Genomic DNA, 18325 nt, shown 5'->3' on the forward strand with positions numbered 1-18325 from the left:
CTCGATCGCGACGGCAACTACGGAATCTTCTTCGCTAGCTGGCAGGTCGCATCAATCGACTTGACCAATGGCGAACCTGTCAGTGATGTGTCGGAACAGGTGTCAGCCATGTCTCCGGTCTAAACATTCCGCGGGCGATGACAGCGGAGACAGCGCCGCCTACTCCTGAATCCCGTAGCGATGCAGGTCGTTGCCGTAGGTGTCGAGCCAGTTCTTGGCGCGCGTGACCGACGCGCAGACCTTGTCGACCACCCGCCAGAACCGCGCCGAGTGGTTCATCTCGACGAGATGCGCGACCTCATGGGCGGCGAGGTAATCGAGCACGAAGGGCGGCGCCAGGATCAGCCGCCACGAGAACGACAGCGAACCGGCCGAGGTGCACGAGCCCCAACGGCTCGACTGGTCGCGGATCGAGATCCGCCGGACCCGCACCCCGAGTTCCGCGGCGTGCAGCTGCGCCGCCTTCTGCAGATCCTTGCGCGCCTCGCGCTTGAGGAAGTCATGCACCCGGCGATCCATGTGCTCGACGCCACCGGCGACGCACAGGACCTTCTCGCCGCTGTCGCGCGTCTCGGTCCAGACCGTGCCGCGTTCTCCCGAGCGATGCACCAGACGATGCGGCACGCCGCGCAACGGCACCACGGTGCCGGGCTGAAACGGCGCCGCCTTCGGCAAACGGCCAAGACGGGCTGCGATCCAGCCGCCATGGATATTGGCGAACTCCTTGGCTTCCACGATCGTGCCGCGCGGCGGCATGGTCAGGATCGCTTCGCGATCGGTTGGATGAATCCTGAGCGTATAGCGGCGCGCGCGCCGGTGCCGGCGCAGCCTGACGGTGAAGAACTGGGAGCCGTGTCTGACCAATACGGTCGCGGGTTCGGCAGGCCGCCGATAGAGGAGCGCGCGAGTAGCCATTTCTGAGAGTCCGGGGAGCAGGAGTTCGCCCGAACTTTGCCATATCCGCCGCCAAGGAAAGCGCTCGGCGCAAAAACAAATCATTTGCCCAATATACAGGGGTTGGCCGTTAATTGACCTCTACCGGCAGGGGGCGGAACCGGATTTTTTTCGATGAATCGGAGTCACGAAAAAGGCCCAAGAGATGAAATCAAATTCATCACTTGAGCCTGAGCTGATTTGAGATTCTTTTAGTTAAATCAGTGACTTGCGCGACCGCGATAATCGCGGCCGCGGCGATACCTATTCGGCCGCGGCGACCAGGGAAAGCCGCGTATTGGCCGCCGAAACCATGAAATCGGAGATCCGCGGCACGATTTCGGAGCGGAACCGTGAGCCATTGAACACGCCGTAGTGCCCGACGCCCTTCTGCACATAATGCACGCGGCGATGGCTCGGAATCGCGGTGCAGAGCGCGTGCGTTGCCTCGGTCTGGCCGAGGCCGGAGATGTCGTCCTTCTCGCCTTCGACCGTCATCAGCGCGACGCGGCGGATCTTCGACGGATCGACCGGCTTGCCGCGATGGGTCATCTCGCCCTTCGGCAGCGCGTGCTTGACGAAGACGAGGTCGACGGTCTGCAGGTAATACTCGGCGGTGAGGTCCATCACCGCGAGATACTCGTCATAGAATTCACGGTGCTTGTCGACGAGATCGCCGTCACCCTTCACCAGATTGGCGAACAGCGCCTTGTGCGCGTCCATGTGCCGATCCAGGTTCATGCTGATGAAGCCGTTGAGCTGCAGGAAGCCCGGATAGACGTCGCGCATCACGCCCGGATGCGGGAACGGCACCTTGGTGATGACATTGTTGCGGAACCATTCGATGCCGCGCTCTTCCGCGAGGTTGTTGACCGCGGTCGGGTTGCGCCTTGTGTCGATCGGGCCGCCCATCAGCGTCATCGACAGCGGCACGAACGGGTCGTGGTTGGCTTCCATGACGGAGACGGCCGCAACGACCGGAACCGAGGGCTGGCACACCGCGACGACGTGCATGTTGCCGCCGAGCGCGTGCAGCATCTCGATCACGTAGTCGACATAGTCGTCGAGATCGAACCGGCCCTCCGCGAGCGGCACCATGCGCGCATCGGCCCAGTCGGTGATGTAGACTTCATGCGTCGGCAGGAACGCTTCGACCGTGCCACGCAGCAGCGTCGCATAATGGCCCGACATCGGCGCCACGATCAGCACGCGCGGCTGCGGCGAGCGCAGCGGACGCGTCAGCTTGCGATCGAAATGCAGCAGACGGCAGAACGGCTTTTCCCAGACGGTGCGAACCTCGACCGCCGTGCGGATGCCGTTGACCTCGGTCGTCGGCAGGTTCCAATCCGGCTTGCCGTAGCGGCGCGTGGTCCGCTCGAACAATTCGCAACCGGCGGCGATCGATTTGCCGAACTCGGTGTGCGTCCACGGATTGAGCGGATTCTGAAACAGGATCTTGGTGGCGTCGGTGACGGCGCGCACCGGATTGAGCGACGCATGCGCCATCTCATACATCCAGTACAGCGGCGTCGTGAGTGCCGGGCTGCCTTCCGCCGCTAGTGGCGGGGCACCGCCAAATTCACCGATGGGCATAGTATTTTCAGACCCCTGTTTTGCGCCGCAGCATACTGACCAATGCGCAACAATGCGTCAATGCGCCGCGAGCCGAATATGGGGTCGATATCGGGCTAAAACACCGAGAATCCACGGGAAAGTGACATTTATTCACCACCCCCGAGCAGCGATCCGTTGCGCTTGGCGCTCTGCAAAAGGGCAAGGAAGACTGCAAAAGAGGCAACGAACAGGACGGCGTTGATGACCAACGCCCAGGCCATCAGGTCGGCACGGAAGACGTGATCGATCAGCAGCGACCGCATGCCTTCGAACACATAGGTCGGCGGCAACGTCCAGGCGACATATTGCAGCCAGACCGGCAGCACCTCGACCGGATAGTAAATGCAGGCGAGCGGCATCACCGCGAACATCAGCGTCCAGACGATGCTCTCCGCGCCGAGCCCGTTGCGCAGCACAAGACCCGAGGCGAACACGCCGGCCGACCAGCTCGTGAAGATCAGATTGCAGAAGAACGCGATCAGCGGCAGCCCGATGGCGTAGAAGTTGAAGCCGAAAAAGAACAGCGCCAGCAGCGTCATCGGGATCACGCCGATGGCGAGCCGGATCAGGCTCATGATCATCAGTGAGAGCAGGAATTCGATCGGCTTCAGCGGGCTCATCATCAGGTTGCCGAGATTGCGCGCCCACATCTCTTCCAGGAACGAGATGGAGAAGCCGAGCTGGCCGCGAAACAGGATGTCCCACAGGATCACGGCGCCGATCAGCGTGCCGCCCGCCTTGGCGAAGAAGCCGGATGCCTGCGAGATGTAGTTCTGCAGGAAGCCCCAGGTGATGATCTGCAAGGCTGGCCAGTAGACCAGTTCCAGCAGCCGCGGCCATGACGACATCAGGAGATACCAATAGCGCAGCACCATCGCGTTGATGCGTTGCAGTGAAATGCCGCGCGGCTGATGGCTGACGATCTCGCTCATGGTGTGCCCTCTGGCGCGCCCTCCCGGAGGCGGCCGCGCGCCACGTCGAGAAACACCTCTTCCAGCGTGTCGCGGTTGTAGCGCGCCATGATCCCCTCGGGGCTGTCGTCGTCTTCGATCTTGCCGCGCTTCATGATGATGACGCGGTCGCAGAGGCGCTCGACCTCCAGCATGTTGTGCGAGGCCAGCAGGATGGTCGCGTTATGGGTCTTGCGGTAGGTCTCGAGGTGCTGCCGCACCCAGTCGGCGGTATCCGGGTCGAGCGATGCGGTCGGCTCGTCGAGTAGCAGCAGGTCCGGCTCGTTGATCAGCGCCTTCGCCAGCGCGACACGGGTCTTCTGCCCGGCGGAGAGCTTGCCGTTGGAGCGGTCGAGGAATTCCGTCAGATCGAGATCAGCCGCGAGCTGCTCGATCCGCTCGCGCAGATGCTGCACGGCATAGAGGCGGCCGAAGATGGTCAGGTTCTGCCGCACCGTGAGGCGCATCGGCATGTCGACATAGGGGCTCTCGAAATTCATCCGGCCGAGCACATCATAGCGCTGCTCGGGGATTCTTGCGCCCAGCACCGTGACGCTGCCCGAGGTCGGCAGCACCAGCCCCATGATCATCGCGATCGTCGTGGTCTTGCCGGCGCCGTTGCCGCCGAGCAGGCCGGTGATGCTACCGCGCGCGATGCGGAAGGAGATATCGTCGACCGCGCGCGTGGTCTTGTAGATCTTGACCAGATGCGCAACGTCGATCGCGGTCGATCCGTCCCGATCGGCCGCGGGCGCCTGGTTGGGCGCTTGATTGGCCGCAGGCGCTTGCGCCTGACCTGTCCCGCGCTGTTGCATATCGCCGTCATTGGGGCATTGCGACAATAAGCGCAAGGCTTGCCCGGCGTCCTTGCGCTAAGTCGCGAATTTGTGCGCCGCCCACGGCACAGCTAAAGTCCCTGAGATGACCGACTTCGCTTCCGATTTCCGCCAACCTCGCCGCTATGTCCGCCTGGATACGATCCTGCGGCTGCGCTGGCTCGCCGCGCTCGGCCAGCTCGTCGCGATCTTCATCGTGGCCCAAGGACTGGAATTCGACGTTCCGATCGTCCCCTGCGTCATCATCGTGACGTTCTCGGCACTGCTCAACCTGGCGCTGCAGGTCGCGTTCAACCCGATGCAGCGGCTGGAGCCGGTCTATGCCGCGGCCCTGCTCGCCTTCAACATCGTCGAGCTCGGCGGTCTGCTGTACTTCACCGGGGGCTTGCAGAACCCGTTCTCGTTCCTGTTTCTGGCGCCGGTCCTGATCTCGGCGACCGTGTTGCCGATCCGCCTGACAATCGCGCTCGGCTGCCTTGCGGTCGCCTGCGCCTCGGCGCTGTTCTTCTACCATCTGCCGCTGCCCTGGGACGGCGACGACCCGCTGGTGCTGCCGCCGATCTATCTGATCGGCGTCTGGCTCTCGATCCTGCTCGCGATCGGCGTCACCAGCCTTTACGCATTCCAGGTGACGGAGGAGGCCCGCCAGCTCTCCGACGCGCTTGCCGCGACCGAGCTGATCCTGACGCGCGAGCAGCATCTGACCCAGCTCGACGGTCTCGCCGCCGCCGCCGCGCATGAACTTGGCACGCCGCTGTCGACGATCTTCCTGATCTCGCGCGAACTCGAGAAGACGGTGCACGACCCGGCGATCGCCGACGACCTCAAGACGGTGCGCGAACAGGCGCAGCGCTGCCGCGACATCCTGAGCAAGATTGCGCAATTGTCATCGAGCGGCGCGCCGTTCGACACCATGAAGCTGTCGACCCTGATCGAGGAGGCGGTGGCGCCGCATCGCGATTTCGGCATCAACATCAAGGTGCGGCTTGCTGTCGCAGCAACGCGCGAACCGGTCGCCGCGCGTAATCCGGCGATCCTTTATGGCGTCGGAAACATTCTCGAAAATGCGGTCGATTTCGCGCACCAGACCGTCGAGGTGAACGCGTGGTGGAACGCCGAAACGATCGAGATCGTCGTCTCCGACGACGGCCCGGGCATCGCGCCTGACATGCTGAAGCGGATCGGCGAGCCGTATTTGTCGCGCCGCCGGGGCGCAGATGAGGCCCAAAATGCCCGTGGCGGCCTGGGTCTGGGTGTTTTCATTGCAAGGACGCTGCTGGAACGCACCGGCGCCAAGGTGTCGTTTACCAATCGGACCTTCCCCGATCACGGCGCCGTGGTGCAGATCGTCTGGCCCCGCGAGCGCTTCGAGGAAGCCGCGCCGGCCGACGAACCCGAAGCCTAAGAACGATTCTTAATCGCAACTCTGGCATACCGGATGCATCGCTCTTTCCAGAGTTGCACGCGACTTTCGGCTGCCTTGGCAGCGCCGCAGTAGGACCCCATATAACAGCCGTCTGCCACAGGGAAAAATGGACCGTGAACGCCATCACTGAACTGAATGACCATGCCGACCGCTCGCTCCTCATCGTCGAGGACGACAAGCCGTTCCTGGAACGCCTGTCGCGCGCGATGGAGACGCGCGGTTTCGCGGTGAAGTCATGCGACACGGTGTCTGATGGTCTCGCCGAGATCGGCCGCGCCGCGCCCGCTTTCGCGGTCGTCGACCTCCGTCTCGGCGACGGCAACGGCCTCGACGTCGTCTCGGCGTTGAAGCGCAAGCGCCCCGAGGCGCGCGCGATCGTGCTGACCGGCTACGGCAACATCGCGACCGCGGTGACCGCGGTGAAGATGGGCGCAGTCGACTATCTCTCGAAGCCCGCCGACGCCGATGACGTCGTCGCCGCGCTGCTCGCGACCGGCACCGAGAAGTCCGAGCTGCCGGCCAATCCGATGTCGGCGGACCGCGTGCGCTGGGAGCACATCCAGCGCATCTACGAGATGTGCAACCGCAACGTCTCGGAGACCGCGCGCCGTCTCAACATGCACCGCCGGACCTTGCAGCGCATCCTCGCCAAGCGCGCGCCGCGCTAAGCGATAGCTTCATTTGTTTTCGCGATGGCCGGGCTTTGTCCCGGCCATCGCTTTTGTAGTTTCATAGGGTGTGTAAAGCTTATCGCCGTCATCCTGAGGTGCGAACGCAGCGAGCCTCGAAGGATGAACGGCCCGGCTGGTGGCCGTGCATCCTTCGAGACGCGCTACGCGCTCCTCAGGATGACGGATCACGATAACGCCTGCACTTAGAATTCATGCCCCTGCGGATCGACCAGCCGGTTGATCCGCTGCGCTGCCGCCATCGCAAAGCGCACCGTCATCGCCTTGCGGGTTGCAGCCGGCAGCCGATGCTCTGGCGCCTCGCAGTGCAAATCCGCGCCATAGGCGTCGGCGATGATCAGGCCGGTGTCGGCGGGAAAAATCTCGCACGGCAGATCCTGCGTGAAGGCGAAGAACAGCCGGTCGCAATGCATCCGGTAATCCTGCCATTTCTGGTCGGCACGCAGATCCTCGAGCGATGACTTGATCTCGACGATCCAGATCTCGCCGCGTTCGTTCAGCGCGACCAGATCGGCGCGGCGGCCGGACGGCAGCGGCAATTCGCTGATGCAGGAAAATCCCAGCGACCTCAGAAGCCGCGCCGTCCCGCGCGCGATCGCCAGCGCGGTCTCCGACTGGCGTAGGTCGGGCGCGGGCACAAGCGCGATCTGGCGGGCGGGCGATTCCATCGCTCAAGAATAGCCGATTCCACGAGAGCATGATCCGGATAAGTGGAACGACGCTCCGAGCAGGAACCCGCCGCCGCCTCGCCGCTTATCCCACGGCCGCCACCATGAGCGGACCGATGAGGGCTGCCTGGTGATCGACGACCTCTGGTACAAGAACGGCGTGATCTACTGCCTCTCCGTCGGCACCTACATGGATGCCAACGGCGACGGCATCGGCGATTTCAGAGGCCTGCTGCGGCGTCTGGATTATCTGCACGGGCTCGGCATCACTGCGATCTGGCTGATGCCGTTTCAGCCTTCGCCTTGCAAGGACGATGGTTACGACATTGCAGACTATTACGGCGTCGATCCGCGCTACGGCACGCTGGGCGATTTCGTCGAATTTACCCATGGCTGCCGGCAACGTGGCATCCGCGTGATCATCGATCTCGTCGTCAATCACACCTCGGACCAGCACGCCTGGTTTCGATCGGCGCGCAGCGCAAAGGACTCGCCTTACCGCGACTGGTATGTCTGGTCGGACAAGAAGCCCGCCAATGCCAATACGGGCATGGTGTTTCCGGGGGTACAGAAATCGACCTGGACGCGCGACAAGCAGGCGGCCGCCTGGTACTTCCATCGCTTCTACGGTTTCCAGCCGGACCTCAACACGTCGAACCCGCATGTCCAGGCCGAGATTCTCAAGATCATGGGATTCTGGATTCAACTCGGCGTCTCCGGCTTCCGCATGGACGCCGTGCCCTTCGTGATCGCAACCAAGGGCGCCTCCGTGCGCAAGCCGGTCGAGCAATACGACATGCTGCGATCGTTCCGCGAATTCCTGCAATGGCGCCAGGGCAACGCGATCATCCTCGCCGAAGCCAATGTCTTGCCCGAGACGGACATGGAGTATTTCGGGCGTGACGGCGACCGCATGCACATGATGTTCAACTTCCATGTCAATCAGCATCTGTTCTACGCGCTGGCGTCAGCTGATTCGAAACCATTGGCGAAAGCGTTGACGGCGACCAAGCCGCGGCCCGCAACCGCCCAATGGGGCCTGTTCCTGCGCAATCATGATGAACTCGACCTCGGTCGCCTCACCAAGGCGCAGCGCGAGACGGTGTTCAAGGCATTCGGACCCGACAAGAGCATGCAGCTCTACGACCGCGGCATCCGTCGCCGCCTTGCGCCCATGCTGGTCGGCGATCGCCGACGTCTGGAACTGGCTTACAGTCTGATGTGCACGCTTCCCGGCACGCCCGTGATCCGCTATGGCGATGAACTCGGCATGGGCGATGATCTCGACCTGCCCGAACGCGCTTGCGCGCGCACGCCGATGCAATGGTCGACCGAGCCGCACGGCGGCTTTACCGAAAGCGATCGGCCATGCGTGCCGGTGATCGACAAGGGACCCTACGGCTATGAACACGTCAACGCCGCCAAGCAGCGGCGCGACCCCAATTCGATGTTGAACTGGACCGAGCGCATCATCCGCATGCGCAAGGAAGTCCCCGAGGTCGGCTGGGGAGACTTCAAGATCATCGCAACCCGAAATCCTGCCGTCCTGATCATTCGTTACGACTGGCGCAACAACTCGGTGCTGTTCGTGCACAATTTCGCGGAAAAGCCGGTCGAGATTTCGTTCGACGCTGGACTGCCCGATGACGCAGGCAATCTCCTCGTCAACCTTCTGTCCGAGGATCACAGCCGCGCGGACGATGCCGGCCGTCACAAGCTTCTGATCGAAGCCTACGGCTATCGCTGGTACAGGGTCGGTGGGCTCGACTACCTGCTCAAGCGCAGCGATATCGACACCAAGGAGCCCCGCACGTCGCGTTAGGCATGATCCGGAAAAGTGTGAAGCGGTTTTCCGAATGGATCATGCCCAAACACGAAGCTAAAGCGCGATGATGATTCAACCTGGTCTCATCGCGCTTTAGTCGTCCTGACGCGGGCCGAGGATTACGCCTTCATTGCCGCGCAGGTCGAGCACGCCTTCGACCTTCTCGCCCTGCCGGTCCATGAAGGTCGAGAGCAGAACCTCGTTACTGAAGCCGATGGCGCTGGAGGAGACCGACGCGGGGACCGCGCCGAAGTTCAGCGCGATCACGGCGACGCCCTCGGTGCTGCGCCGCCGGTAGAGCAGGACATCGCCGTGCGCCGTCACCGGCTCATAGCCGCCATGGACGAGCTGCGGCAGCCTTCGTCGCAACGCGATCAGCGCCTTGTAGAGGTTGAGGATCGACGCCGGCTCCGCCTCCAGGCTTGCGACATTGTCGCTTGCGAAATCCTGCGCCAGCGGCAGCCACGGCCTGGCCGTCGAGAAACCGGCATAGCGCTCGGCGCTCCATTGCATCGGGGTGCGGCAGCCGTCGCGGCCGACGCCGATGCCAGGCACGTTCTTCTCGAAGGGATCACGCAACTCGCTAGGGGCAATCGCAACCTGATGCATGCCGATCTCGTCGCCGTAATACAGCGTCGGCGTGCCGCGCAGCGTCAGCAGCAGCATCGCGGCGACCGCTGCTTGCGCAGGCCCCACCCGGCTCGCCACCCGCGGCCGGTCGTGATTGCCGAGCACCCAGTTCGGCCACGCACCCGGCGGCAGCGCCTTTTCGTAATCGGCAATGATCTGCTCGACCGAGCGCGCGCTCCACAAGGTCGACAGCAGCGCGAAATTGAACGGCATCTGCGCGCCGCGCAGATCGTTGCCGTAATAGGCGACCAGCCGGTGCAGCGGCAGATAGATCTCGCCGATCAACACCCGGTTGTCGAACTCCTCGGTGACGCGGCGCATCTCGGTGATAACAGCATGGACTTCGAGCTGATCGGTCGAATATTGCGTCAGCACCTTCTCGTGCGGCGGTCGGCCCTCGCGATAGTGCGGGTTCGGCGGGTTGTCGCGGAATTCGGCATCCTTGATCAGGTGCCAGATCACGTCGACACGAAAACCGTCGACGCCCTTGCGCAGCCAGAAGCGCATCACGTCATAGATCGCGTCTCTCACCTCGCCATTGCGCCAGTTCAGATCAGGCTGCTGGGTAAGGAACGCGTGATAATAGTACTGGCCGGAAGCCTCGTCATACGTCCAGGCGCTGCCGCCGAACTCCGACAGCCAGTTGTTCGGTGGACTGCCATCCGGCGCCGGGTCGCGCCAGATGTACCAGTCGCGTTTCGGGTTATCGCGCGAGCTCTTCGCCTCGATGAACCAGGGATGCTGATCGGATGTATGGTTCGGCACCAGGTCGAGGATCAGCTTGAGGCCGGAATCGTGCGCGGCCGCGACCAGCGCGTCGAAATCCTCCATCGTCCCGAACAGCGGATCGATGCCGGTGTAATCCGAGATGTCGTAGCCGAAATCGGCCATCGGCGACGGGAAGATCGGCGACAGCCAGACGGCGTCGACGCCAAGCCGCGTCAGATAGGGCAGCCGCGCGATGATCCCCCTGAGATCGCCGACGCCGTCGCCATCGCTATCCCCGAATGAGCGCGGATAGACCTGATAGAAGATGCCGCGCCGCCACCAGTCCCCGTCGTCCCGATCCATCCCGTCCCCCCAAGCTCGCAGCCCGGTTGAGGCCGCTCCGCGCCCCGGGGCGGCCTGTCGGTTCAGGGATGACGCACAATTCGGGACGGAAAAATGGCTGCAATGCGTCAGTGGCGGGCGATTGCGAGCTGATAGATGGTGATCAGCACCTCGAACAGGATCAGAAAGACGATGATCAACTCCAGCCGCAGCGAGCGGCTGGTGTCGATGATATCGGTCAGCACCTGCGCGGTCTCGGCCACGACGGCGAGCTTGCGGTTCAGCGATTCCGCACGCTCCTTCAGTTCGTACTCGTCCTCGAGCCGGGCATAGAGCCGCTCGAGATGCGGCTTGTCCCAGAGGATGTCGGGCTTCTCCGACACCTCGACCGGTCCCGCCACGCGATGCCGCACCAACAGCGCGTTGCCGATATGCTTGAGGATCGCGACGCGGCCGCCACGGACCTGGCCGCCCTTGGCGAGCTCGCGCGCCAACGGCTCGGTCGTGTCGAAGACGGCTCGGACCTCACGCTCATGCCGCGCCAGCACCACGCTCTTGGCCAGCGCCTCGCCGACCAGGATCAGCCGCTCCGGCGACAGGCTTTGCAGATAGATCGGGCCGCCCGGCGGAATCTGGTCTTCCCTGTCGGCCGCAAGCTCGATGATCGCGATCTCCTCCTCGCGCCGCGTGAACAATCCGGTCATGCGCGACTGCAGGCTGCGCAGGAATTCATCCTCCTCCAGCGCGTTGAGACCGATCAGGACGACGACGCCATAGCGGAACAGGATCGCCACACCATTGTCATTGACGCGAAACGCCAGCGGCGTCGTGGCCAGCACGTCGCCACGTTCGAGGCCGGACGTATTGATGCGGTCCGCGACGAAGAAGGCGCGGGCGGTGGTCCGGGGTCCGCCGAGCGGTGAGTTGGGGGCCTGGGTCATGAAGTTCCGGACTGCGAGGACTTAGCGCATGATCGTGAGCAACCGCATACCGGCCTGCTCACGAAGGTGTTCTGCTGGAGGTGACCTTATCACGGTCCGTTTTGGGATCACACGCCGGGGCAAAAGCATTTCCCGAGCGTGTTGACGGCATTTTCCGGTAGCCTATGGTGCCCCCATGAACGAGACAACCGACACCAAACCGAAGGCGGGCGCGATCATCGTGCCGGTGACGCTGTTCGAGCAGAACTGCACCATCATCTGGCACGAGCCGACCAAGAAGGCCGTGGTGATCGACCCAGGCGGCGACGTGCCGAAGATCCAGGCCGCGATCAAGCAGACCGGCGTGATGGTCGAGAAGATCTGGCTGACCCACGGCCATATCGACCATGTCGGCGGCGCCGCCGAATTGCGCGATGCGCTGCAGGTCAAGATCGAGGGCCCGCATATCGCGGACAAATATCTGCTCGACAACGTCGTCTCGAGCGGCGAGCGCTTCGGCATGACCGGGGTGCGCAATTTCGGGCCGGACCGCTGGCTCGACGAGGGCGACCAGGTCTCGATCGGCGACCTCACCTTCGACATCCTGCACTGCCCCGGCCATTCGCCGGGCAGCGTGGCGTTCTTCAACAAGGAGCTGCGCTTCGCCCATGTCGGCGACGTGCTGTTTGCCGGCTCGGTCGGGCGCACCGACCTGCCCGGCGGCAGCCACCCGACGCTGATCCAGTCGATCAAGCAGAAGCTGCTGCCGCTCGGCGACGACGTCGGCTTCATCTGCGGCCATGGCGCCGGATCGAGCATCGGCCAGGAGCGGATGACGAACCCGTTCCTGACCGGCGAGATGTAACTACTTCATCAACCGTTACTTCATCAGGCCTGCGGCGGTCAGCGCCCGCGTGATGACGCCGCCGACGTCGACACCCTTGCTCCGTCGCTTGCGCGGCCGGTCGCTCTTGCGGCCGGATACGGCCTCGGGCGCTTCGGTAGGTACCGGTATCGTCATCGAGATCGTGTCGGCGCGCTCGCGCGGGATTCCGGTCGGCGCGATATGCGGCTGACGGACCTTGTCGGTCAGGCCGAAGAAGCTCGCGATGTGATACGACGAGGAGATCCCGACCTCGATCAGGAACGCGCCCTCCACGCCATAACGCTCGTCATTGTCGGCCAGCCCGAGCGGCGTGCCATGCGCCATGTCGGTGATGGAGAAGGATTCGACCAGCGTTTCGCCGTCGGCGTTCCACCAGACCTCGCGCGGATGGCCGTCGACATCCGCCTTCGACATCGCCGCCAGCGGCAGGCCGTGCACGTCGAGCCATTGCCGGACGATTGCATCGGCATTGCCGGGATGCACGGTGCGGTCGGCGCTGCCGTGCCACACCGAAATCCGCGGCCAGGCGCCGCTATGCGTGGACGCGTTGCGAACGAGACCGCCGAGCTCGGGCGCGGACAGTGCGCTCGCATGCATCATCGCATTGAGCGCCTCGCGCAGATCGGTGGCGACGCCGAACGGCAGGCCGGCAATGACGGCGCCCGCCGCGAACACATCCGGATAGGTCGCGAGCATGACCGAGGCCATCGCGCCGCCGGCGGACAGCCCCGTCACATAGATGCGCCGCGGGTCGATCTGATGCGCGCCCACCATGTGCGCGATCATCTGCCGGATCGAAGCGGCCTCGCCCTGCCCGCGCGCGATATCCTGCGGATTGAACCAGTTGAAGCAGGTGTTGCCGTTGTTGATCGCCTGCTGCTCCGGCATCAGCAGCGCAAAGCCGTAATGCTTCGCCAATGTCGACCAGCCGGCGCCGAGATCGTAGGACGCAGCCGTCTGGCCGCAGCCATGCAGCACCACGACGAGCGAGGGCGATCGCGCCAGCTGCGCGGGCACGAACGAGAACATCTTCAGATCGCCGGGGTTGACGCCGAATTCGGTCGTCTCGACGAGCGGCGTCGGCACGGCCGGCGCAAGCGCGCCGAGACCGCTGAACGCGTTCATCTTGGGCAGATGACGCAAAAATTCGACGTTGTTGACCAGGGACAACAGCAACTCCTGAGGTGATTTATTCTTTCTGTGTCACCCAATCAGATAATTGCTGCACTGCAAAATGAAAAGACCGTGCGCTGTCTTTCCCTGCGGAAATGTGAGAATCGGCGTTAACGCGTGATCGCGCTGCAGGCTGATCGAAATAGTTGCCTCAGCACCTTGTTTGAGCACCAACTTTTCAAGAATGTGCGCCACGCGGCTGCGGATTCATGCTGTGGCACGTCGCATCCATGACAGAAATGCGGCTGAAATAGTGATCGACAGCACAAACAATGCGCATGCCGTAAACAACGCCAGATGCGCTGATGTCGTGCTCTCCACGGCGAAGAACACCGCGCCGATCGCGGCGACGCCGGCCGCGTTGCCGATCTGCGTCGTCGTGCCATACATGCCGGAGCCGGCGCCGGCGCTTGCGGGCTTCACGCTCGAGAGCACCGCACTCGACAGCGGCGCCATCACCAGGCCCTGACCGTAGCCGAAGATCATCAACACCAGCGCGAGCAAGAGCGCCGACGGCGATGCGATCGCCTGAACCGTCGCGACCAGCACACCGAGGCCAACGATCTGCAGCGCGCAGCCCTCGATCAGCACCAGCGTGCCGCGGCGCCTCGCGCGCATGCCGCTGTGACGCGAGGCGATCACGAAGGTCAGCGCCAGCGGCACGAACACCAGCCCGGCCTGCAATGGCGGGATCTGCAAGCCCTTCTGCATGAACATGGTCATGATCAGGTAGAAGGACAGGTTGGCAAAGAAGAAGAAAAACACCGCGACCAGGCCGCGCATGAAGGCGCGATCCGACAACAGCGACAGGTCGATCAGCGGCATGCCGCCGCGGCGCGCGACGCTGCGCTCGAGCCGCACGAAGGCCGCAATGACGGCGACGCCCGCCGCCATCACCAGCCAAATCCACGCCGTCCAATTTAGATCGTGACCGAACAGCAGTGGCCCGATCAGGCACAGCAGGCCCGTAAACAGCACGATCGCGCCGGGGATATCGAGCCGTGTGCCGGATCGGCGCGGCACCGTCGGCATGATCTTCAGCGCGGCTGCGATGATGATGACGCCGAACGGCACGTTGACGAAGAAGACCGCGCGCCAACCGAGGCCGGCGAGATCAAGCGTCACCAAGACGCCGCCGAGCAGGAAACCGGCCGCGCCGGCGAGCCCCAGCACGATGCCGTAGATGCCGAAAGCCCGCGCACGGGCGGCATCGGAGAACAGCAGATGCAGCGTCGCCAGCACCTGCGGCACCATCAGCGCCGCCGTCGCACCCTGTGCCAGCCGTGCGATGATCAGCTCGGGTCCGGACTGCGCGAGACCGCACCACAGCGAGGTCACCGAGAAGCCCGCGACGCCGGCGATGAACACGTTCCTTGTGCCATGGATATCGCCGAGCCGGCCGCCGGTGACCACCAGCGTGGCATAGGCGATCAGATAGATCGCGATCACGGCCTCGATCTGCGCCGGCGTCGCGTGCAGCTCAGCCGCGATCGTCGGGATCGCGACGTTGACGATGAAGGCATCGACGCCGAACATGAATTGCGCGGCGACGACGATCGCAAGCACCCACCAGCGGCGGGAGGTCTCCGCGCGCGTCGAAACGATCTGGTGCATGTGTTGCGGTCCTGGCCGAAATGACGTTGCAACAGACATCAGCAGATTCCGGTCATCCCTTCGATTACCTGCGAGGTAAGCTTGGGATCACGGACGCCTGAACGGGCGCCAATTTGCGTTGATGCGCTGGGAAACATTCCGGAGGGCGGCAATCGCCGCCGTTTTGCGCAACAACCATGCGGGCGCCGCAACCCGGGAGCATTGCCTTGCCCCGGGCCACCCCGTAGGTTGGCGGAAAGCCCTCGATAACAATCATCCGGAGAGAACGATCCATGGCGCGCCTCAAGTTCGGAGCCTTCCTCGCCCCGCATCACCCGATCGGCGAGCATCCGATGTTGCAATTCCGCCGCGATCTCGATTTCGTCGAACAGCTCGACGCGCTCGGTTACGACGAGTTCTGGTGCGGCGAGCACCATTCCTCGGGCTGGGAGACGATCGCCTCGCCGGAAATGTTCCTGGCCGCGGCCGGCGAGCGCACCAAGCGCATCAAGCTCGGCACCGGCGTGATCTCGCTGCCCTATCACCATCCCTTTAACGTCGCGCAGCGCATGGTGCAGCTCGACCACATGACCGGCGGCCGTGCCATCTTCGGCTCCGGCCCCGGCGCGCTCGCCTCCGACGCGCATACGCTCGGCATCGACCCGATGACCCAGCGCGACCGCCAGGACGAGGCGATCGCGGTGATCCGCCGTCTGTTCAACGGCGAGCGCGTTACCGCGAAGACCGACTGGTTCGAGATGCACGACGCCGCGCTGCAGATCCTGCCGCTGCAGGAGGACATGCCGTTCGTAGTGGCCTCGCAGATTTCGCCGTCGGGCATGACGCTCGCCGGAAAATACGGCATCGGCATCATCTCGCTGGGCTCGATGTCGACCCAGGGCCTGATGGCGCTGCCGCAGCAATGGCAGTTTGCCGAGGACGCCGCCAAGAAGGCCGGCACCACGGTGAGCCGCGCCAACTGGCGCGTGCTGCTGTCCTGGCACATCGCCGAGACCCGCGAGCAGGCGCGGCGCGAGGCCGGCGCCGGGCTGCTGCGCTGGCACAACGAATATAACGTCGGCACCCTGATGCGGCCGGGCCTGACCGCGTTCGCCTCGCCGGACGAAGCCGTCGACAAGACCGCCTTCGTCGAAGGTGCTGCCTCCACCATCGGCACGCCGGATGATCTGATCAAGATGATCAAGAACCTGGTCGACGTCTCCGGCGGCGTCGGCTCGATCATCGGCTTCGCCCATGACTGGGCCAATCCGGAAAACACCCGCCGCAGCTGGGACATGGTCGCGCGCTATGTGGTGCCCGAGATCAACGGCTATATCGACGGCCTGCGCAAGTCGCGCCAGTTCGTGATCGACAACCGCGCGGTGTTCGAACGCGCCGGCCAGGCTGTCATGGCCAAGATCATGCAGAACGACAAGGCCGCCGCCGCGCTTCAGCATACCGGCACCGGCCGCGTCGCGATCCCGGCCGTGAATGCGCCTGACCTCGCGAAGGAAGCGGCGAAGCAGAAGGTGTGAGTTGTGTCCCTCGCCCGAAAGGGCGAAAGGAACAACGCCACATCCACAATCGTCGTCCTGGCGAAAGCCAGGACCCATAACCACCGTCTTTGATTGTGAACGGGATCGTAGCCCCAGCATCGCTCGATAATGCGCAGTTGGGGTAATGGGTCTTGGCTTTCGCCAGGACGACGCGATGGACGGTTCGCGATTCAAGATGCCAAACAACGCGATGTCATCACCCGCGAAGCGGGTGATCCAGGGTAGAAAGCACGGGGGTAGGACCACAGGTGTAACCGGAAACAACCCGGCTTTCCCTGCGCGATGGGTTACGGCTTATACGTGCTCTCCCCGGCGAGACTGGGCTTTGTTGTCACCGCCTGCGCAAACGCAATTGCGTTTGCACGAGGACACCTACCACTAGGGCGTCAGGCCTGCACGATTTCGCCGTCCGCTTCATGCGCATTCGTCGACTGCGCAATCAGCGTCCACCGCATCCCACACCGCGCTCGTGACGATCGCGAAGCGCCCCTCGATCGGGTGGGACGGACGGAATTGAACATCTGATTTGCCCGACGACGGAAGCGCTGATTTGCCCGTCGGGTTAATTTGTCGCAGCCTGATTTTCGAGATCCAGATTCAGAACGGAATCCCGGATGTCTGCCCTGACGCCTTCTCTTCAAGCGGAGCGCTCTCCTCGAGCATCATCCTCCCTCGTGCCTCAACGCCTGAAACTTGATCTCGTCTACCCTCGAAAGAACAAACTCCAGCAACGGCGAACGGTTACCTTCATTGTAGCCGATCACCAGATCGACCAGCGGCGGCGCACCCTGAATCGGACGGCAGACGATGGTTTTCGGGAGCAAGTTCTGCGCGTAGAGCGGAAGAAGGCAGATGCCCCCAGTGGAGGCGATCAGCGAAATAGCCATGGCTAGATTCTCCGCCTGGTGCGCCGTTTCTATCGCCAAGCCGTGTCGCGTGAAAAAGTCATTGATCGCCGAGCGCAGCGTTGGCGCCCTCGCCGCAGATACTCCGATGTAGCTCTGTCCTGCCAAATCCTTCGGACGAACCGAGGAGCGCGCCGCGAGCGGATGGTCTCGTGGCATCATGACCAGGATCGGATCATGACGAAGCAACTTGAACTGAAGGCCCGCCGCGCTCTTCTCCGGGCGCATGAACGCAAGGTCGATCTTGCCCCGCATCAATCCCGCCGCGAGGTCGGGAGAGTCCTCGCTACGGATGGTGATTTCCGTGCTCGGCAGCTTACCACGTAAGATACCCATTACCGCCGGAAGCCAGTCCATCTCGTACCCGGTAAGAAACCCGATCGAGAAGGCCGATTTCGCCGGCTGGGCGGCGCGCCTTGCGGCTTCGCCGGCGGCCTCGACCTGCAGCAGAGCCACTCGCGCATGGTCAAGAAACACGCGCCCCGATGGCGTCAGTTCGATGCCGCGCGGTCCGCGCACGAACAACTGCACTCCGAGCTCCGTCTCTAGCCCGTCTTATTCGTCAGAGGCGCCTGAGAGGCTGGCGAGCGTGGTGTAAAGCGCTGATGCGGCGTAGGATTCGGTTGCAAAGCCAACCCCATCACCTTCAGCCGCGAACACCACGCCCGCCA

General features: G+C 63.6%; 15 protein-coding genes and 1 pseudogene. 6 read left to right on the forward strand and 10 right to left on the reverse strand.

The window, feature by feature from the left end:
• A pseudogene (locus tag AC066Y_RS41420) lies at positions 1 to 123 on the forward strand (IS481 family transposase); the annotation flags it as partial.
• A gap of 36 nt (positions 124 to 159) precedes the next feature.
• Here the strand turns inward: AC066Y_RS41420 and AC066Y_RS41425 are convergent.
• From AC066Y_RS41425 to AC066Y_RS41440, 4 genes are all read right to left on the reverse strand, one after another.
• The gene (locus tag AC066Y_RS41425; protein WP_298370591.1) at positions 160 to 999 is read right to left on the reverse strand and encodes a M48 family metallopeptidase; all 840 of its coding nucleotides are present in this window, start codon (positions 997 to 999) and stop codon (positions 160 to 162) included.
• Positions 1000 to 1197: 198 nt separating this feature from the next.
• Entirely contained in the window at positions 1198 to 2526 is a 1329-nt protein-coding gene (locus tag AC066Y_RS41430) for a polyhydroxyalkanoate depolymerase (protein WP_478278872.1), read from the reverse strand.
• A gap of 128 nt (positions 2527 to 2654) precedes the next feature.
• A complete protein-coding gene (locus AC066Y_RS41435; RefSeq protein WP_478278873.1) occupies positions 2655 to 3479 on the reverse strand; it encodes an ABC transporter permease in 825 nt (274 codons plus the stop codon).
• Positions 3476 to 4312: an ABC transporter ATP-binding protein gene (locus tag AC066Y_RS41440; RefSeq protein WP_478278874.1), complete on the reverse strand. Its 837-nt coding sequence runs from the start codon at positions 4310 to 4312 to the stop codon at positions 3476 to 3478. The genes AC066Y_RS41435 and AC066Y_RS41440 overlap by 4 nt, the downstream gene beginning before the upstream one ends.
• 106 nt (positions 4313 to 4418) lie before the next feature.
• Between AC066Y_RS41440 and AC066Y_RS41445 the strand changes: the two genes are divergently transcribed.
• Entirely contained in the window at positions 4419 to 5738 is a 1320-nt protein-coding gene (locus AC066Y_RS41445; protein WP_478278875.1) for an ActS/PrrB/RegB family redox-sensitive histidine kinase, read from the forward strand.
• A 134-nt stretch (positions 5739 to 5872) separates the two neighbouring features.
• Positions 5873 to 6427, forward strand: a complete 555-nt coding sequence (locus tag AC066Y_RS41450; RefSeq protein ID WP_016845514.1) for an ActR/PrrA/RegA family redox response regulator transcription factor — start codon at positions 5873 to 5875, stop codon at positions 6425 to 6427.
• 206 nt (positions 6428 to 6633) lie between these two features.
• Here the strand turns inward: AC066Y_RS41450 and AC066Y_RS41455 are convergent, their stop codons facing one another.
• Positions 6634 to 7116 carry an MmcB family DNA repair protein gene (locus tag AC066Y_RS41455; RefSeq protein ID WP_478278876.1) on the reverse strand — a complete coding sequence of 161 codons (483 nt, stop codon included), beginning with the start codon at positions 7114 to 7116 and terminating at the stop codon, positions 6634 to 6636.
• A 130-nt stretch (positions 7117 to 7246) separates the two neighbouring features.
• Between AC066Y_RS41455 and AC066Y_RS41460 the strand changes: the two genes are divergently transcribed.
• Complete coding sequence (locus AC066Y_RS41460) at positions 7247 to 8938, forward strand: alpha-amylase family protein (RefSeq protein ID WP_478278877.1); 1692 nt, start codon at positions 7247 to 7249, stop codon at positions 8936 to 8938.
• Between the two features lie 96 nt (positions 8939 to 9034).
• Here AC066Y_RS41460 and AC066Y_RS41465 read toward each other — a convergent pair whose 3' ends face one another.
• On the reverse strand, positions 9035 to 10642 hold the full coding sequence (locus tag AC066Y_RS41465) for an alpha-amylase family glycosyl hydrolase (RefSeq protein WP_478278878.1): 1608 nt from the start codon (positions 10640 to 10642) through the stop codon (positions 9035 to 9037).
• Between the two features lie 107 nt (positions 10643 to 10749).
• Positions 10750 to 11562, reverse strand: coding sequence for an RMD1 family protein (locus tag AC066Y_RS41470; RefSeq protein WP_092120381.1), 813 nt, complete (start codon positions 11560 to 11562; stop codon positions 10750 to 10752).
• Positions 11563 to 11737: 175 nt separating this feature from the next.
• On the opposite strand from AC066Y_RS41470, the gene AC066Y_RS41475 reads away from it, so the two are divergent.
• Positions 11738 to 12406, forward strand: coding sequence for an MBL fold metallo-hydrolase (locus AC066Y_RS41475; protein ID WP_478278879.1), 669 nt, complete (start codon positions 11738 to 11740; stop codon positions 12404 to 12406).
• A 15-nt stretch (positions 12407 to 12421) separates the two neighbouring features.
• Here AC066Y_RS41475 and AC066Y_RS41480 read toward each other — a convergent pair whose 3' ends face one another.
• Both AC066Y_RS41480 and AC066Y_RS41485 read right to left on the reverse strand, forming a co-directional pair.
• The gene (locus AC066Y_RS41480; protein WP_478278880.1) at positions 12422 to 13597 is read right to left on the reverse strand and encodes an extracellular catalytic domain type 1 short-chain-length polyhydroxyalkanoate depolymerase; all 1176 of its coding nucleotides are present in this window, start codon (positions 13595 to 13597) and stop codon (positions 12422 to 12424) included.
• 210 nt (positions 13598 to 13807) lie between these two features.
• Positions 13808 to 15214, reverse strand: a complete 1407-nt coding sequence (locus tag AC066Y_RS41485) for an MFS transporter (protein WP_478278881.1) — start codon at positions 15212 to 15214, stop codon at positions 13808 to 13810.
• A 272-nt stretch (positions 15215 to 15486) separates the two neighbouring features.
• Here AC066Y_RS41485 and AC066Y_RS41490 point away from each other — a divergent pair, with 272 nt between their 5' ends.
• Complete coding sequence (locus AC066Y_RS41490; RefSeq protein ID WP_212312116.1) at positions 15487 to 16728, forward strand: LLM class flavin-dependent oxidoreductase; 1242 nt, start codon at positions 15487 to 15489, stop codon at positions 16726 to 16728.
• A 683-nt stretch (positions 16729 to 17411) separates the two neighbouring features.
• On the opposite strand, the gene AC066Y_RS41495 is transcribed toward AC066Y_RS41490, so the two are convergent.
• Positions 17412 to 18185: a LysR substrate-binding domain-containing protein gene (locus tag AC066Y_RS41495; RefSeq protein WP_478278882.1), complete on the reverse strand. Its 774-nt coding sequence runs from the start codon at positions 18183 to 18185 to the stop codon at positions 17412 to 17414.
• Positions 18186 to 18325: the final 140 nt, after the last annotated feature.

It is taken from the genome of Bradyrhizobium sp. USDA3010 (assembly GCF_056429065.1).

Excerpts from the sequence above, each read along its gene's own strand:
- AC066Y_RS41425 (WP_298370591.1), bottom strand. The coding sequence starts at position 999 with ATGATTTGTTTTTGCGCCGAGCGCTTTCCTTGGCGGCGGATATGGCAA.
- AC066Y_RS41430 (WP_478278872.1), bottom strand. The coding sequence starts at position 2,526 with ATGCCCATCGGTGAATTTGGCGGTGCCCCGCCACTAGCGGCGGAAGGC.
- AC066Y_RS41435 (WP_478278873.1), bottom strand. The coding sequence starts at position 3,479 with ATGAGCGAGATCGTCAGCCATCAGCCGCGCGGCATTTCACTGCAACGC.
- AC066Y_RS41440 (WP_478278874.1), bottom strand. The coding sequence starts at position 4,312 with ATGCAACAGCGCGGGACAGGTCAGGCGCAAGCGCCTGCGGCCAATCAA.
- AC066Y_RS41445 (WP_478278875.1), top strand. The coding sequence starts at position 4,419 with ATGACCGACTTCGCTTCCGATTTCCGCCAACCTCGCCGCTATGTCCGC.
- AC066Y_RS41455 (WP_478278876.1), bottom strand. The coding sequence starts at position 7,116 with ATGGAATCGCCCGCCCGCCAGATCGCGCTTGTGCCCGCGCCCGACCTA.
- AC066Y_RS41465 (WP_478278878.1), bottom strand. The coding sequence starts at position 10,642 with ATGGATCGGGACGACGGGGACTGGTGGCGGCGCGGCATCTTCTATCAG.
- AC066Y_RS41470 (WP_092120381.1), bottom strand. The coding sequence starts at position 11,562 with ATGACCCAGGCCCCCAACTCACCGCTCGGCGGACCCCGGACCACCGCC.
- AC066Y_RS41475 (WP_478278879.1), top strand. The coding sequence starts at position 11,738 with ATGAACGAGACAACCGACACCAAACCGAAGGCGGGCGCGATCATCGTG.
- AC066Y_RS41485 (WP_478278881.1), bottom strand. The coding sequence starts at position 15,214 with ATGCACCAGATCGTTTCGACGCGCGCGGAGACCTCCCGCCGCTGGTGG.
- AC066Y_RS41490 (WP_212312116.1), top strand. The coding sequence starts at position 15,487 with ATGGCGCGCCTCAAGTTCGGAGCCTTCCTCGCCCCGCATCACCCGATC.